This window comes from Paraburkholderia humisilvae (assembly GCF_902859855.1).
GTDB classification, from domain to species: Bacteria; Pseudomonadota; Gammaproteobacteria; order Burkholderiales; family Burkholderiaceae; genus Paraburkholderia; species Paraburkholderia humisilvae.
The window spans coordinates 17137-33158 of sequence record NZ_CADIKH010000042.1 but is presented as its reverse complement, the minus strand read 5'-3'; the positions used below and the strand labels follow the sequence as shown (position 1 = coordinate 33158).

7 protein-coding genes are annotated in these 16022 nt (G+C 63.2%); 3 read left to right on the top strand and 4 right to left on the bottom strand.

Translation table 11 applies throughout. From position 1 onward, the window contains the following. Positions 1-9 precede the first annotated feature (9 nt). The 4 genes from HV796_RS30425 to HV796_RS30410 all read right to left on the bottom strand — a co-directional run bounded on the left by HV796_RS30425 (position 10) and on the right by HV796_RS30410 (position 11960). Positions 10-1767 (bottom strand): GspE/PulE family protein, encoded by a 1758-nt coding sequence (locus HV796_RS30425; RefSeq protein ID WP_175231169.1) that lies wholly within the window; start codon positions 1765-1767, stop codon positions 10-12. Further along, positions 1764-2951 carry a type II secretion system F family protein gene (locus tag HV796_RS30420; RefSeq protein ID WP_175231166.1) on the bottom strand — a complete coding sequence of 396 codons (1188 nt, stop codon included), beginning with the start codon at positions 2949-2951 and terminating at the stop codon, positions 1764-1766. Before HV796_RS30420 ends, HV796_RS30425 begins: the two co-directional genes overlap by 4 nt. 123 nt (positions 2952-3074) lie before the next feature. After that, on the bottom strand, positions 3075-3542 hold the full coding sequence (gspG, locus tag HV796_RS30415; protein WP_175231163.1) for a type II secretion system major pseudopilin GspG: 468 nt from the start codon (positions 3540-3542) through the stop codon (positions 3075-3077). Positions 3543-3638: 96 nt separating this feature from the next. Continuing rightward, positions 3639-11960 (bottom strand): discoidin domain-containing protein, encoded by an 8322-nt coding sequence (locus HV796_RS30410; RefSeq protein WP_175231160.1) that lies wholly within the window; start codon positions 11958-11960, stop codon positions 3639-3641. A gap of 834 nt (positions 11961-12794) precedes the next feature. On the opposite strand from HV796_RS30410, the gene HV796_RS30405 reads away from it, so the two are divergent. From HV796_RS30405 to HV796_RS30395, 3 genes are read left to right on the top strand one after another with little or no spacing between them, the layout of a single operon-like run. Continuing rightward, positions 12795-13658, top strand: a complete 864-nt coding sequence (locus HV796_RS30405; RefSeq protein WP_175231157.1) for an IclR family transcriptional regulator — start codon at positions 12795-12797, stop codon at positions 13656-13658. Beyond that, positions 13651-14955 carry an MFS transporter gene (locus HV796_RS30400; RefSeq protein WP_246356119.1) on the top strand — a complete coding sequence of 435 codons (1305 nt, stop codon included), beginning with the start codon at positions 13651-13653 and terminating at the stop codon, positions 14953-14955. Before HV796_RS30405 ends, HV796_RS30400 begins: the two co-directional genes overlap by 8 nt. Positions 14956-14996: 41 nt before the next feature. After that, a complete protein-coding gene (locus tag HV796_RS30395) occupies positions 14997-16022 on the top strand; it encodes an amidohydrolase family protein (protein ID WP_175231154.1) in 1026 nt (341 codons plus the stop codon).

The window sequence follows — 16022 nt, the reverse complement described above, 5'->3', positions numbered from 1 at the left end:
ATCCAGCCGTCACGCATTGAGGGTCACCCGCTTCACTTCCTCGAGCGTCGTCTCGCCGCGCTGCACCTGCGCAAGCGCGACTTCGCGCAGATGGCGCGTACCGTTGCGGCGCGCCACTTCCTTGATCAGCCGGATCGGCTGTTTCTCGACCACCATGTCGCGAATCTCGTCGTCGAGAATCAGGATCTCGGCGATCGCGCGCCGGCCGCGGTATCCGGTGCCGCGGCAATCGCCGCAGCCCGCGCCCAGGCGAAAATCGAAATCGGCGACATCCGCACGCGAGAGGTTAAGCCGCGCGAGTTCGGCATCGCTCGGCGTATAGGGCCTCGCACAGTGAGTGCAGGTCACGCGCAACAGCCGCTGCGCCCAGATGCCGTTCAGCGCCGACACGAACGCGTACGGATCGATGCCCATGTGACTGAAGCGGCCAAACACGTCGAACACGTTGTTCGCGTGCACCGTCGTCAGCACAAGGTGGCCCGTCAGCGCCGACTGCACCGCGATCTCGGCGGTCTCGCGGTCGCGGATCTCGCCGACCATGATCTTGTCCGGGTCGTGCCGCAGGATCGAGCGCAGACCGCGCGCGAAGGTCAGGCCTTTCTTCTCGTTGACTGGAATCTGCAGGATGCCCGGCAGCTGATATTCGACCGGGTCCTCGATCGTGATGATCTTGTCGCGCCCATTGTGGATTTCGGTGAGCGCCGCATACAGCGTCGTGGTCTTGCCCGAGCCGGTCGGGCCCGTGACGAGCAGCATGCCGTACGGCTCCTCCGCGAGGCGGCGCAGCGCGGCAAGCGACTCGCCGTCATAACCGAGCGCTTCGAGCGTCAGCGACCCGTACGCCTCGATCATCGCGCGCTTGTCGAGAATCCGGATCACCGCGTCTTCGCCGTGAATGCTCGGCATGATCGACACGCGCAAGTCGATGTCGCGTCCGCCGGCCGCGACGCGAAAACTGCCATCCTGCGGCACGCGCCGTTCGGCAATATCGAGTTCCGCGAGCACCTTCAGACGCGAGATCACCTGCTCCGCGGTTTCGACGCCGTTGATCGTCGCCGCTGCATCGAGCACGCCGTCCACGCGATACTTCAACGCGAGGCCGCTCGATGTGCTTTCCATATGGATATCGGATGCCCCCGCTTTCAGCGCGTCGTACAGCGTCGAATTGACGAGCTTGACGGCCGGGCTCGCGGCCTCGTTGACAGTCTCGAAAGACAGCACTTGCGCGGTGCGCCCGTCGGCCCGCGTATCGCTGCCATCGGACACGAGGCTGTCGACCGCGCGCGCGGACTCTTCCATCCGCGTGTGGTAGGCCTGCAAATCCGACGGCAACGTGACGCGCATATCGAGCGCGCCGCCTGCCTGCGCCGCCAGCCACGTCTGCAGATCGAGATCGAACGGGTTCGTGACGACACCGATCAGCGCACCGCCGGCGGCGTCATCCCGCAGTAACGCGCAGCGGCGCTGCATCGCGCGCGACAGCGGCACACGGTCGAACACCGGTTGCAGCGCGAGCATCGCAGGTGTTTCGATCACGCGCATCGCGAGTTGACGCGCGAGCGAACGCAGCAGTTCGCGCGGCTCGCTACCGGTCAACGCTTCGAGTTCGACGATCAGGTGGCGTTGCGTGGCGGACGCGGCCGCGCGGGCGCGCGCGAGCAGCTCCGCATCCAGTTCCGCCAGCGGCGCCACCGCAGGCCCGGCGGGCGCGGCCCGTTCGGCGGACAGGTCGGACGTGAGCGGCAATACGGTCGCCGGTACGCTCATGAGAGACTCTCCGCGAGATCGAAAATCGGCAGATACAGCAGGATCACGATCGTGCCGACGACCAGACCGATCGCCGACATCAGCAGCGGTTCGAACAGACGCGTGAAGCGGTCGATCCAGCGGCTGATCTCGCCGTCGTAGAATTGCGCGGACTTGGTCAGCATATTGCCCAGTTCTCCTGAGCGCTCGCCGACCCGCAGCATACGCAGCGAGATCGGCGTGGTCAGTCCTTGCGCATCGAACGCGCTGGACAGATTCGTGCCGGACTGCACGGCGGCGCGCGCGTGCAGCAGGCGTTCGCGCAGCGCCGGTGAAATCGTGCCGCCCGCGGTCTCCATCGCCGGGACGATCGGAATGCCGCCTTCGAGCAGCATGCCGAGCGTCAGATAGAGCCGCGACAGCTGGTAAATGCGCAGATGCGGTCCGATCACCGGCACGCGCGCGAGCAGGGTCGGGAGACCAGCCTTCGCGATCGCCGCGCGCAACACCCCGCCGCCCATGAAAACCAGCGCGGCCACGGCGGCCAGCAGCGTGAGGCCGTGCGCCGCCGCGAACTTGCCCCAGTCGAGCAGCACTTGCGACATCCACGGCAGCGAGCGGCCGGTGCCTTCGTAGATGGTGGCGAAGCGCGGCACCACATAAGCGATCAGAAACGTCGCCACGCCGCCGCCGACAACCAGCAGAATGCACGGATAGATCGCGGCGCTCACGAGCTTGTTGCGCACAATATCGATGCGCGACTGATAGTCGACGTAGCGTTGCAATGAGCGCGGCAGGTCGCTCGTCCCCTCGGCGGCGCGCACAATGCCGACGTAGAGCGGCGGAAACACATCCGGCTGCTCGGCAAGCAGCCGCGAAAAGCGCTTGCCTTCACGCAAACCGTTGAGCAGCCGTTCGAGCACACCGCGCAGCCGGCCGCTGCCCTCGCGCTCGAGCAGCGCCTCGAGCCCTTCGACAATCGACAGACCGGCCGTCAGCAACGCAAGCAGTTCCTGGCTGAACAGCACGAGCGACAGGCTGCCGCGCGATGACGCCGGACGGCGCAGCGAACGCCGCGCAACGAGACGCGTCGCGTGCAGTCCGCGTGCCTCGACCTGACGCCGCGCGTCGTTCTCGTCGTGCGCGTCGATGATGAGCGCGACGATCTGATTGTCCGGCGCCAGCGCTCTGACCTCGTATTGCATGTTGTTTCGCCAATCTTAAATACAACTTACAGCTGTTTACGAGCAAGATGCCGGAGCACAACCTGGGTGCACCGGCATCGTTTTACCTCTATTTTGTAGTGGTTTTCTGTTTAGTCCGGATAACTATTCACTTGTGATCTGCGCGCTTTCTCCGTTCGACCCGGACTGGTTGTCAGGTCCATTGGAAATAATCGCGTAGTCGCTCTTCGTGCCGGGAATCTTGTAGATGTACGGATGCCCCCACGGATCGAGCGGCACTTCCTTCTTCAGGTACGGCCCCGCCCATCGGTCCGCGTTGGCCGGTTTGACGAAGAGCGCATTGAGTCCTTCCTGCGCGGTCGGGTAGCGGCCCACGTCGAGCCGGAAATTGTCGACTGCCTTCGTGAAGACATCGATCTGCGCGCGCGCGACCGTTATCTGCGACTTGCCGAGCTGCGCGAAGTAGCGCGGACCGACGAGCGCCGCCAGCATGCCGATGATCACCAGCACCACCAGCAGTTCGAGCAGCGTGAAGCCGCGCTGCCTGCCCCGCCGCACGACCCGTGCTCGCGCTTCGTTTCCCACCGGGCCACTCCTGCCATACCGCCACATCGAAGCTCTCCTCGAGGCGCCCGTCGAGCGGGCGCCATTTCTCTCATTGCCAGAACCACTGCAAACTGCTGTCAAGCTTGCACCACGGCGCACTGCTTACATGCCGACGCCGAGCACCATGTGTTCCGGTTGCGGCGCGACGATCGTCGAGCTCGCATCCGACACGTCGTCATACGCGAAACCGTACGCGAGACCGCTGATGCTGTGGTCGTGGAAAAAGCGTGCGTACTGGTTCGACGGCTCGGCCGCATACCATGCCTGTGGCGTCGCCCATGCGTTGACGTCGTGCGCTACGTGACGGTTGAACGCCGCGCAGAGCTGCGCCTCGATCGCGAGTTCCGTCGAGTTGCCGGTCGCGAGCGCGCCGCTGCCCTGCAGGATGTCCTGCGTGGTCGGCTTGTTGACGACGTACGTGCCGCCGACAAACGCGCCGTTGTTCAGATTCACTTCCGTGAACACCAGCTGGTCGCCCTGCACCTTGCCGGAGAACTGACGGCTGTTGCCGAACATGTTCAGCACGAGCGGCGTCGTCGCGTACTGCTGCCATACCTGGTTCACGTACGCGTCGAAGTAGTTGCCGTTCGGCTGGCCCACCCCGAAGCTGCCCTTGGCCGGCGCCAGGATCCGCAACGGCGAGGCCGTCGACGGCTGGAACGCGGCCGATACTTCATTCGCGTAGGCGGCGAACAGGTCCGAGGTCCGCTGCGCGATGCCGGTGCGCTGGTGGAACGTATGGTTCGAGCCGTAGACGTCTTCGGTCAGCGCGAGACGCGAGGCCTCGTCGACCTGGGTCGTGTTCACCCACAGGCCGTTCGAGCCGTACGTGAACTCAAACCAGTCGAAGTTGACGTTCAGGTTCGCATCGGTCGGGTTCTGCGGGTTCGGACCGGCGAAACCGACGTTGCCGTTCGCGTCGTTCAGAATCTTGATAAACACGGGCGAGCCGACCGACACATAAATGCGGCCCGACGACAGCTGCGGCAGTTGCAGCGTCTTGCTCTGTGCGAGCGAGAACGCGAAGTTCGCGTAGTTCTGTCCATCGGGTCCGGTCAGGTGACCCGGCGCGTCGTTGTCCGCCGCCGAAGCCGGGACGATCGTGCCGTCCGGCTTCAGCCACGCGAACTGATTCGTGGCCGGATCGCGCGCGATAACGAGCACGTACACCTTGTCGTCCGTGTACGCGCCGTTCGTGTTGTTCGCCAGATCGATACCGACGAAACCCGGCTTCACGGTGTAGTTCGGGAACGTGCTATCGACCGTCAACGTCGCGTTGTTCGACGTCACCGGACCGTTCGGGCCGGTCACGACGACGTTGAACACCGCGTTGTTGTCGCCGGCCGCGGTGGCCGGCGTGTCATACGTGCGGCTCGTCGCACCGGCAATGGCCTTGCCGTTGCGCTGCCACACGTACGTGAACGGACCGTTGCCCTGCGGCAGCACCGCGAAGTGGCCCTTCTGCCCCTGCGGCACAGCCTGATCGGCCGGCTGCTCGATGAAGGCTGCCACCGGCGCCGGCGTGCCCGCCGCCGCACCGCTGTTGTACAGCTGGAACTCGAACAGCGAGTCGCCATACTGCGACGAACGCTGCGTCGCATACAGCCGCACGTAGCGGCCGGTCGCCGCCGGGAACGTCACATCTTCCAGACCACCCTGGCTGTCGTTCTTCGTGTAGACCGTCGTCCAGTTCTGGTTGTCGTTCGACACCTGGATCTGATACGCGGTCGCGTGTGCGTTCTGCCACGTGAGCACAGCGCGACTCACGGTTTGCGGCGTACCCAGATCGACTTCGAGCCACTGCGGGTCGGAGAAGGCCGACGACCAGCGCGTGTTCGGATCGCCGTCCACGGCCGCCGACGCCGGCAGGCCGTCATTCTCGACGCCGCTGGTGGTCGCCGGTTTCTTCAGCGCGAGATTCACGCTAGCGGCGAGCGGCACGAAATTGACGCTGATCGTGTGCGCCTTCGTCACGTTCGTGAACGTGTACGTCGACTGCACACCGACCTCCTGGCCATCCACGAACATCGCGCCGACACCGAAGCCCTGGGCCGGCACCGCCGTGAACGTCTGCGTGCCGCCCTGGTCGACGTTGACCGCACCTGCCGGGCTCATTGTGCCGTTCGCGTCGCCGCTCGCGGTGATCGCGAGCTTCGGCGTTAAAGCACTGTTAAACACTTCGAACTCGAACAGCGAGTAGCCATACGGCGTGGCGCGCGACACCCCTTGCATGCGCACGTAGCGCGCGGTCGTGGCCGGCACGGTGATGTCCTCCGTGCCGCCCTTGCCCGCGCTCTGCGTGTAGATCGTCGTCCAGTTCTGGTTATCGTTCGATGTACGAATCTGATAAGCCTTGCCGTACGCGTTCTCCCAGGCCAGCACGAGATGGTCGAACAGCTGCGGCTGACCGAGGTCGACCGTCATCCACGCGCCGTCGTTGAAATCCGACGACCAGCGCGAATTCAGATCGCCATCGACCGCTGCGGACGCAGGGTAACCGTCGCCCTGCGTGCCGCTCGACGTCGCGAGCTTGCCCAGCGCCAGATTCGCGCTGACCGGTTGCGCCGGCTGGGACGGCTGCGTCGGGTTGGTGTTGTTGTCGCCGCCGGTGTTGCCACCGGTGTTGCCACCACCCGTGCCGCCATTGTTGCCCGTGCCGGTGCCCGGGTCGGTCGTACCGCCACCGGTGTTGCCGCCCGTGTTGCCACCGGTGTTACCGCCCGTGCCGCCACCCGTCGACGACGTGTTGAACACCTCGATCTCGAACAGCGAGTAGCCGTAGCCGCTACTGCGCTGCGTACCGAACATCCGCAGGTAGCGAGCGGTGACGCTCGACGGCAGCGTGATGTCCTCGGTGCCGCCCTTGCTTTGGTCCTGCTCGTACACGGTCGTCCAATTTTCGCCGTCATTCGACGTCTGCATCTGGTACGCGATCGCATGCGCATCCTGCCAGAACAGCATCATGCGGTTGAACGTGACCTGCTTGCCGAAGTCGAGCTGAATCCACGACGGATCGACGAAGGCCGACGACCAGCGCGTGTCCAGCTTGCCATCCACCGCGGCCGACGCCGGATACCCGTCGCCTTCCAGCCCGCTGGCGGTCGCCGTAGCACCCAGCGCGAGGTTCACCGCGGTCGCGGACGGACCGAAGCTCACATCGACCGTATGCGTAGCGAGCACGTCGTCGAACTTGTAGCTGTTGGCAAGGCTGATGCTCTGGCCATCGATCTTCACATCCGTCACCGCGAAACCATCGGCCGGCGTGAACGTGAAGCTCTGCGGACCACCCTGATACACCTGCGTCGTACCACCCGGCGTGATCGTGCCGCTGCCGGTGGCCGTCGCGGTGATCGCGTACTGCGGCGTATTGGCCGTGTTGTACAGACCGAACTCGTACAGCGAGTAGCCGAACTGCGTGAAGCGCTTCGTGCCGAGCATCCGCACGTAACGTGCGGTTGCCGCCGTAAAGCGCACGTCTTCCGTGCCGCCCTTGCCGCCGGTTTCCGCATACACGGTCGTCCAGTTCTTCGTGTCACCATCGTCGTTCGACACCTGGATCTGGTAGTCGACCGCGTACGAGTCCTGCCAGCGCAACACCGCGCGATCGATGGTCTGCGGCGAACCGAGGTCGACTTGCAGCCACTGCGGGTCGGAGAAGGCCGACGACCAACGCGAGTTGTCGCTGCCATCCACCGCCTGCGACGGCAGGTAGCCATCGTTCTCCACGCTGCTGGAGGTCGCCGTGTGGCCCAGCGCCAGGTTGGCGCTCGGCACCGGATTACCGCCATTGCCACCGCCGCCGTTGCCACCGTTACCGCCATTGCCGCCGTTACCACCATTGCCGCCGTCGCCACCGCCACCGCCGTTGCCCGGATCGCCACCGCCGCCATTGCCCGGGTTACCGCCGGCCACGACCGTCAGCGTCGCGGGATTGCTGGTGACAGTACCGCCGCCGTTCGAGATGTTGACCGTGATCGCCACGCCGTTTTGCGTGATATCCGTCGGCACCGTGATGAACACCGGAACCGTCGTAATAGCCGCCGGGCTCGTCACATTGCCGTTCACGATCCACGTGTAGGTCAGTGGTCCGGCGCTGTTCGCGTCCACGCCCACCGTGAACCTCGCGGACTGGCCCGCGTTCACCGTCTGACTAACCGGCTGCACGGTGATAACCGGCGGCGCGGCCGTCGGACCCGACACGCACAGCGCTGCGCCAGGCGTGTTGTCCGTTTTGCCGAGCGTCTCGCCGCCTGTCGAGTTCATGATGTACGCGAAGCCCGGATTGGTCGGCACCGGCGTAGTCGTCCATGTTGTCCACGGCAGCGGGAACGCACAGGCCGCATAGTTGGCACGCGCGATCGTCAGCGCCTCATCCCGTGTAGCGAGGCGCATGCCAACCGACTGACAGTATTGCTGTGCAATCGTCTGGGTGAACTGCGCACCTTCGCCCTGGAACGTCGTCGGAAACTGCTGCCACTCGAGATGGCTCGCGTTGTCGCGCACCGTCGGCACGAACGGGCCCGACGGAATGCCAGGAATCGGCGAGTTATACATACCCGGCTTGGCAGGAACCGGCGTGAATCGCTCGCTAGCGCTCGTCGCGTCGCATTGCGGCACGTCGTAGACGCCGAACTCGTACAGCGAATACCCATACTCCGTGTGACGCTTGGTGCCGAACATCCGGATAAAGCGAGCCGACACGCTACGCAGCGGAATCGTCTCCGTGCCACCCGTTCCCTGCGACTGGGTGAAGATAGTCGTCCATTGCTTGTCCGCGCCGAGGTCGTTCGAAACCTGGACCTCGTACTGCTCGGCATACGCGTTTTCCCACACAAACGTAACCTGGTCGAACGTACGCACCGCGCCCAGGTCAAGCTGGAGCCACTGCGGATCGACACCAATAGCCGATCCCCAGCGCGTCGTGAGATTGCCGTCGACCGCCAGTTGCGGCCCAAGGCCGTCGTTTTCCACGCTGCTTGACGTGGCGGTCGCACCCAGCGCGAGGTTGGTCGCGCCGCCACCGCTCACGGTGAGCGTGGCCGGCGGGCTCGTCACACTGCCGGCCGCGTTGCTGACCGTCACGATGTACGTACCGTTGTCGGTATCGGTCGCCGATGCGATCGTCAGCATGCTGCTGTCCGTGCCGACGACGGTGTCGTTGCGCTTCCACTGATAGTGCAGCGGGTCCGAGCCGCTCGCGCTCACCGTGAAGCTCACATTCTGGCCGAGCGTCACCGACTGGCTGCGCGGCGGAATCAGGATGTCCGGGAACGTGGCGCTGCCCACCGTCAGCAATGCGCCGCCCGACGTCACCGTGCCGGCGCTGTTCGTCACGGTCACGCTGAACAGTGAACCGTTGTCCGCGAGTGTCGTGGCCGGTGTCGTGTAGACGGGTTGGTCCGCGCCCTGGATCGCTGCACCATTCTTCGCCCATTGATACTTGAGCTGCGGCGAGCCCTTCGCGCCCACTACGAACTGTGCGGTGTTACCGGCCGTCACGGCGGTCGGCGCGGGCTGCGTGATGATCTGCGGCACCGACGGCGCCACCACGGTCAGAATCGCCGGGGTCGACGTCACGCTATCCGTGGCATTGCTCACGATCGCTGCATAGGCCGCCTGGTCGTCGCTCGCCTGCAGAGCCGGCGTCGTATAGGCAAAGCTCGTCGCACCCGTGATCGGCGCGCCGTTCTTCGTCCACTGGAACTTCACCGGCGAGCCGCTCGCCGCGAGCACGTTGAAGCTCGCGGTCTGGCCGATGGTGGCCGTCGTGGGCTGCGGCTGCGTGATGATCTGCACCCCGCTCGCCTGCTGCGCCCCGATGATCAGATCCTTGCCATCAAACGTTTGCGCGCTGCCGGTCGGTGCGACTTCAAAGCTCGTCGAGCCGCCGCCGAGTCCAGGCGCCGTCGCCGTCACCTGGACCGTACCCGGAACGAAGGTGGTCCGTACGGCAACCTGTGTCTCGCCGCCTTCCACGAAAAGATTCGGATCGCCAGGCGAGTGGTAATGGAGCGGCTGGCCGGCATCCACGTAGTGGTCGGCACCGCCGCGGTACTCGCCCGCTGCGCCACTGACCTTGAACGTGATTTCCTGCGCGGCATCGGGAACCATCACACCGGCCTTGTCCACGACCATCGCCCTGATGAGCGCGGCGTCGGTACCGTTGGCTTTGAGCACAAATTTCGTGCCATCCGGCTTCGTCACCTGATCGATGACCGACAGCACGATGTGGTCAGCCGGACCTGCCGTGACCAGATCGTCCTGCGCGACCACCGTTTCCCGCTCATCCAGGCACTGGGCCTCGAGCGTGCCCGGCACAAACTTCACGCCGCTCCAGTGCACTTGCCGCGGCAGCAAGATGGTGTTCTGGGTCAGATCGCTGCTCGAATCCGACGACGTCGGGTTCGGCGTCTGCGGCGAGCCGACCTGCTGGCCGTTGAGCATCAGCCTGACCTGCGGGCAGTTGCTGAACGCGTTGACGGTCACGGTATCCGCGCGGTTGGTCCACGTATGCGCGAGCTTGACCACCGGCTTCATGCTGAAGTCCGTCCAGTACGCCTGGTAGATGTAGTAGAGCAGACGCGGAATGCGGTTCCAGTCCATCATCGATGCGCCATTGCCGCGCACCTGTTCGTCCAGAAAGCCGTCAACCTGGTCATAAATCTCACCCGGCGTATCCGCGAGATACCAGTGCACAATCCCCATCGACTGGATACCTACGCTGTGCACCAGGTTGTTGACGTACTCCGCGGCAAACGCGAGTTCGTAGTCGTAGTGCCAACGACCCGCACCCTTGCCCCAGTACTCGGAACCGACCGTCGGCGAATTCGGAAATTGCCGTTTCACGCCGATATCGCAGCCGTCGCCGCTGCAACCCAGCAGGTCGCCGTGCGCCGGATCCGGCGTGCGGTCAGCCTGTGCGCGCGTGAAGATCGGATCCCATTGCTGCGAGATGGCCTTGACCTCTTGTGACAGGGACGTTTCCATCCCGCCGTTGTTCGATTCCCATGCGAGCACCGACGGGTGGTTACGGTCGTGAATGATCATGTCACGATGCAATTCCTTCTTCAGCACGACGTCGCTGGGCCTCATCAGACACCCATCGACCACGTCCTCGGTCGGACAGAGCTTGCCGAAGCCACCTTCACCGTCGCCGCTCGGCTGCATCACCATGATGCCGTAGGCGTCGGCCGCGTCGAGGAAGCCAGGGCCTTGCGCCGAGTGACCCGGCCGATACAATGCGCCGCCCGCATTCGCGAGCAGCATCAGGTCGTAATACTGAAGTTCCGTCGGAACGGCAGAGCCGAGCGCGACAAAGTCATAGCGGCCCGACGCACCGTGCAGATACCGTGCATGCTTGTTGAAGATCGGGAAATTCTTGTCCCACGTGAGCGTGCGGATACCGAACGGCGTGACCTTCGAATCCACCACGGCGCCGTTGATGGCCACCGTCTGAACCACCTGGTACAGGTACGGCTTGCCGTTCGGGTCGTTGTTCGGATACCAGAGATTCGGCTGGTTCACCGTCAAGGTCTGCGTGAACAAGGTCGGATGCAGACCCGGCAGCGCATTCGCAGGGGCGTTCTGAGTATCCTGCTTTTGCGTGACCACCTGGCCGGTCGCATCGACGAGCTGCGTCGTCAACGTCACCTGCTGGTCGGTCGAGTATTCGTTCATCACGTTCGTCTGGACCTGCACCGATGCCAGCGACGGGTCCGCCGCTGTCGTCGCGATGTAGTTACCCCAGAGTTCGCGCACTGCGTAGACGTTTTCGGGAATGTACACGCGGTCCACGATGTGCATCCAGACTTCGCGGAACAGACCCGAATCGCTCTGGCCGAAGCGGAACGCACCGCCAAAGCCGGGCGCCTCGAAGAATGCATCGTTGCGCGCAACCTTCACGGCGATCACGTTGTCCGACCCGTCGAACTTCAGGTAGGGCGTGGCGTCGACTTCAAACGGGATGAAGCCCATCACGTGCGTCGCTTTCGGATTAAGCGCGCTATTGCCCGGAATGAACGTGCCGTTGATGTACACCTGCGAGCCGACGTGCGCGCCCTGGAACTCGATCAGCACCTTGCGGTTCGAGTAGGACGGGTCGATCTTGAAGTGCTTGCGATACCAGGTGATGTTGCCGGTGAGTTCGCCCTCGCCGCCACCCGATTTCTCGTTGATGAACGTGTCATTGTCGGACGGCGACTGCGGCACGCCCTTCGGCGTCCAGCCCGAGTCGTCAAAACCCGGCGTTGAGTAGTTCGGGTTGTCTGAATCCTTGTTGAACTGCCAAGGGGTTTCCCCGAGATTGATATCGATACGATTGGATGCCGGCGCCACGACGCTCGCGACCGCCTGCGTAGTCGCGAATGCCAGCATTAGCCAAAGAAGTACTAGTAGTCCCGATAAATGCCCAATGCGGTTGCGCATCGCGAATTCCCTTCTTCTGGTTTTACTACGCATGGCTTTCTTTCGTCGCATTCGGCAAAGCTCACCGAAAGCGATCATTGATGTAACCGGACGCGCAAACGTGTGCGCTATTTCCGGCGGCTATGATCGGGGGTTCATTACGGCGTAAAGTACTTAACACGAAGAGAAGAACCAAAAAGCGAAGTATTCTTCGCAATGCAAGGTTTAAAGGCCCAGGTTATGCAGTAACTCGCGTGAGTTATTCGGTAACCCGAGTAACGCTGGAATATTTTTTGGGGTTCAGGCGCCGGGGCGGCTCAGCCCTGTCTGACAGGCGATTCAGCCCGATTCGATATTTTTATAACGCGATTTTGGCGATGACAGCGAAGGATACGGACAGGAGAAGATCGTCTTTGGCCGTTTTCGCTGTGACGTCTTTATTCTGACAAAAAGTCAGCTAATTAAATACATTTGAAAGCTATGAGAAAGAACCAATCTTTATGAGCTAGCCTCGAAAATGACATTGTTACGTCATATTTCTGTTTGCTTTGTTATCCAATGTTCAAGGTCTAAAAATGCCGCCAGCGTCATTGACGGCGCGGCCAACTTTCAGGTCTCTTTCGTTGCCCGATAGCCAGCGCGTCTCCGTCGGCCGTGTGTCTCTCTGCAATTTCGTTCTCCTATAACGTTCGCCGTCAAAGACGCGCATCGACTACCCGACGCGCTCGTCTGCGTCACATCACTGCAGAACCGCTCGCGTTGACACCGATAAAGCACGTGGTTTAGCATTGTTCTATCCAATGAATTCTAGTTCTACCAGATAGAACAACGAGATCGAGCACCGCGGAGACTGCCATGCCCCGTACCAGCGAGAACGCGCGCACGCCGCAAGGCGTAACGGCCAGCGGCATCGATGTGCTTGACCGCGCGGCGTCGATCCTTTTCGCGTTCCGGCGCGACGACGAACCCCTCACGCTCACCCAGTTATCGGAGCGCACCGGGCTCTACAAAAGCACGCTGTCGCGGCTCGCGCAGGCGCTCTGTCACCACCATCTGCTGATCCGGCTCGACGACGGCCGGTACTGGGTCGGTTCGTCGGTGATGCATCTGAGCGCCATCTACGAGGCGGGCTTCGATCTGCGCGACATCCTGCTGCCGATCATGAAAGAGCTGAGCGTGGAGACGGGCGAAGCGGTGTCGTTTCATGTCCGTGAGCAAGACCACCGCGTATGCCTCTATCGGATCGCATCACGCCACTCGGTGCGCGCGGAGGTTCATCCGGGCGACGTGCAGTCGCTCGATCGCGGCGCCGGAGGGCGCATCTTGCTCGCCTTTTCGGGCGAGCCAGGCGCACCGTATGACGATGTGCGTTCCCGCTATGTGTATGTATCGGTCGGTGAGCGCGACCCGGAGACCGCAGGCATCTCCGCGCCCGTGTTTCGCGTCGGACAGAGACTGGTAGGGTCGCTCGGCATCGTCGGACCGGCTGCGCGCATGGGTATCGATGAAATGGAGCGCTATCGTCCGCACCTGCTGCAATTCGCGGCCCGCGCAAGCGCCGCGCTTGGCGGCGACCCCGCCCCTTTGCTTGCCGCAGCCGCCCTTCCAGCTGCGGCGCCGCGCGCAGGCGCTCACGCACGCAAGACGCGCACGCGCGCTTCATCAAAAGACAGGCAATCCACACAAACGGGAACGCCGGAGGAGAACGAGCATGTTTAATTGGTACAGCGAGCTGACAAAGTCCGAGAAGCGCACCTACTGGGCGTGCTTCAGCGGTTGGGGACTCGACGCGATGGACACGCAAATGTATGCGCTCGCCATCCCCACGCTGATCGCGCTATGGAGTATGACGCGCGGCGAGGCGGGACTGCTTGGCACGACGGTACTGATCATGGCGTCGCTGGGCGGCTGGATCGCCGGCATTCTCGCGGACCGCTACGGCCGTGTGCGCGTGCTGCAAATCACGATCTTGTGGTTCTCGGTCTTTACGCTGTTGTCCGCGTTCACGAATTCATTCGAGCAACTGATGATCACGCGCGGGCTGCAAGGGCTCGGCTTTGGCGGCGAATGGGCCGTCGGCGCGGTACTGATCAGCGAAACGATTCGCCCGCAGGTGCGCGGTCGCGCGGTCGGCTCGCTACAGGCGGGCTGGGCGATCGGCTATGGCGTCGCGGTACTGGTCTCGACGGTGCTCTTCAGTTCGCTCGCACCTTCGCTCGCGTGGCGCGTGCTGTTCGCGGTCGGCATTCTGCCTACACTGCTCGTGCTGTGGATTCGCCGCCATATCGAGGAAGCGCCGGTATTCGCGCAGAACCGTCGCGAACGCACGACCGATCGCCCGAGCATCTGGGCCGTGTTCGAAGGTCCGACGCGCGCGACCACGCTCAAGGCAATCCTGTTGACGTTCGGCATCTACGGCGGCAACTACGTGATGATCACCTGGCTGCCGGCCTATCTGAAGCTCGTCCTGCATCTGTCGATCACCAACGTCGGCGGCTATCTGGCGATCAATATTCTGGGCTCGTTTGCCGGCGCATTCCTCAACGGCTGGATGGCCGACCGTTTCGGCCGCCGCCGCACCTTTATCGTGATTGCGTGCCTGCAGGCCATCGCCGTCGCGACCTACACGCTCACGCCGATTACGTTACCCGTCACGCTCGTGCTTGGTTTCGTGCTCGGCACGCTGCAATCCGGCACGGCTGCGGGCACCGGCGCCTATATCGCCGAACTGTTCCCGACGCGCATCCGCGCTTCGGCGCAGGGGCTTTGCGGCAACGCGGGCCGCGCCATCGGCGCGATCATGCCGACCATGGTCGGCGTGTTGAGTGCGAAGCTCGAACTGGGCGCGGCAATGGGCCTGTGCGCGTGCGTGTCGTATCTGCTCGTCGTGACCGCTGCGCTGATGCTGCCCGAAACGCGAGGCCGCGATCTCACGCAGGTGGCCGATGCCACGACTCCGGAAACCGGCCACACGAACCGGACCGCCCATGCGGACAACGCAGTGTCGCGCCAATAACCGCGAGCGCAACAAAGGGTTTTCCATTCAAGCGTAAATACATGATCATTGATATCCACGGTCATTACACGACTGCCCCCAAATCGCTCGAAGCGTGGCGCAACCGCCAGATTGCCGCCATCGGCCACGCCGCCGACATGCCGAAACCGTCCGAACTGCGCATCAGCGACGACGAACTACGCGAGTCGATCGAGACGAACCAGTTGCGCCTGATGCGCGAACGCGGCCTCGACCTCACCGTGTTCAGTCCGCGCGCGAGTTTCATGGCGCATCACATCGGCGACTTTTCGGTGTCGAGCATGTGGGCGTCGATCTGCAACGAACTGTGCTTCCGCGTCAGCCAGCTCTTTCCCGAGCATTTCATCGCGGCGGCGATGCTGCCGCAGAGCCCCGGTGTCGACATCGCGACGTGCATTCCGGAACTCGTGAAATGCGTCGAGCAGTACGGCAACGTCGCGATCAACCTGAATCCCGATCCGTCAGGCGGCCACTGGACCAGCCCGCCGCTGTCGGACCGCTACTGGTATCCGATCTACGAGAAGATGGTCGAGTACGACATTCCGGCCATGGTTCATGTGAGCACGAGTTGCAACGCATGCTTCCACACGACCGGCGCGCACTATCTGAATGCGGATACAACGGCGTTCATGCAATGCCTGACGTCGGACCTGTTCCGCGATTTCCCGACACTGCGCTTCGTGATTCCGCACGGCGGCGGCGCGGTGCCGTATCACTGGGGACGCTTCCGCGGGCTTGCACAGGAAATGAAAAAGCCGCCGTTGCAGGAACACCTGCTGAACAATATCTTCTTCGACACCTGCGTCTATCATCAGCCCGGCATCGATCTGCTGACGCGCGTGATTCCGGTCGATAACATTCTGTTCGCAAGCGAGATGATTGGCGCGGTGCGCGGCGTCGATCCGCAAACGGGTCACTATTTCGACGATACGAAGCGCTACGTCGAAGCGGCGGACATGAATGCCGAACAGCGGTACAAGATCTACGAAGGCAACGCACGGCGCGTGTACCCGCGTCTGAACGCCGCCCTACTTGCACAAGGACGATGA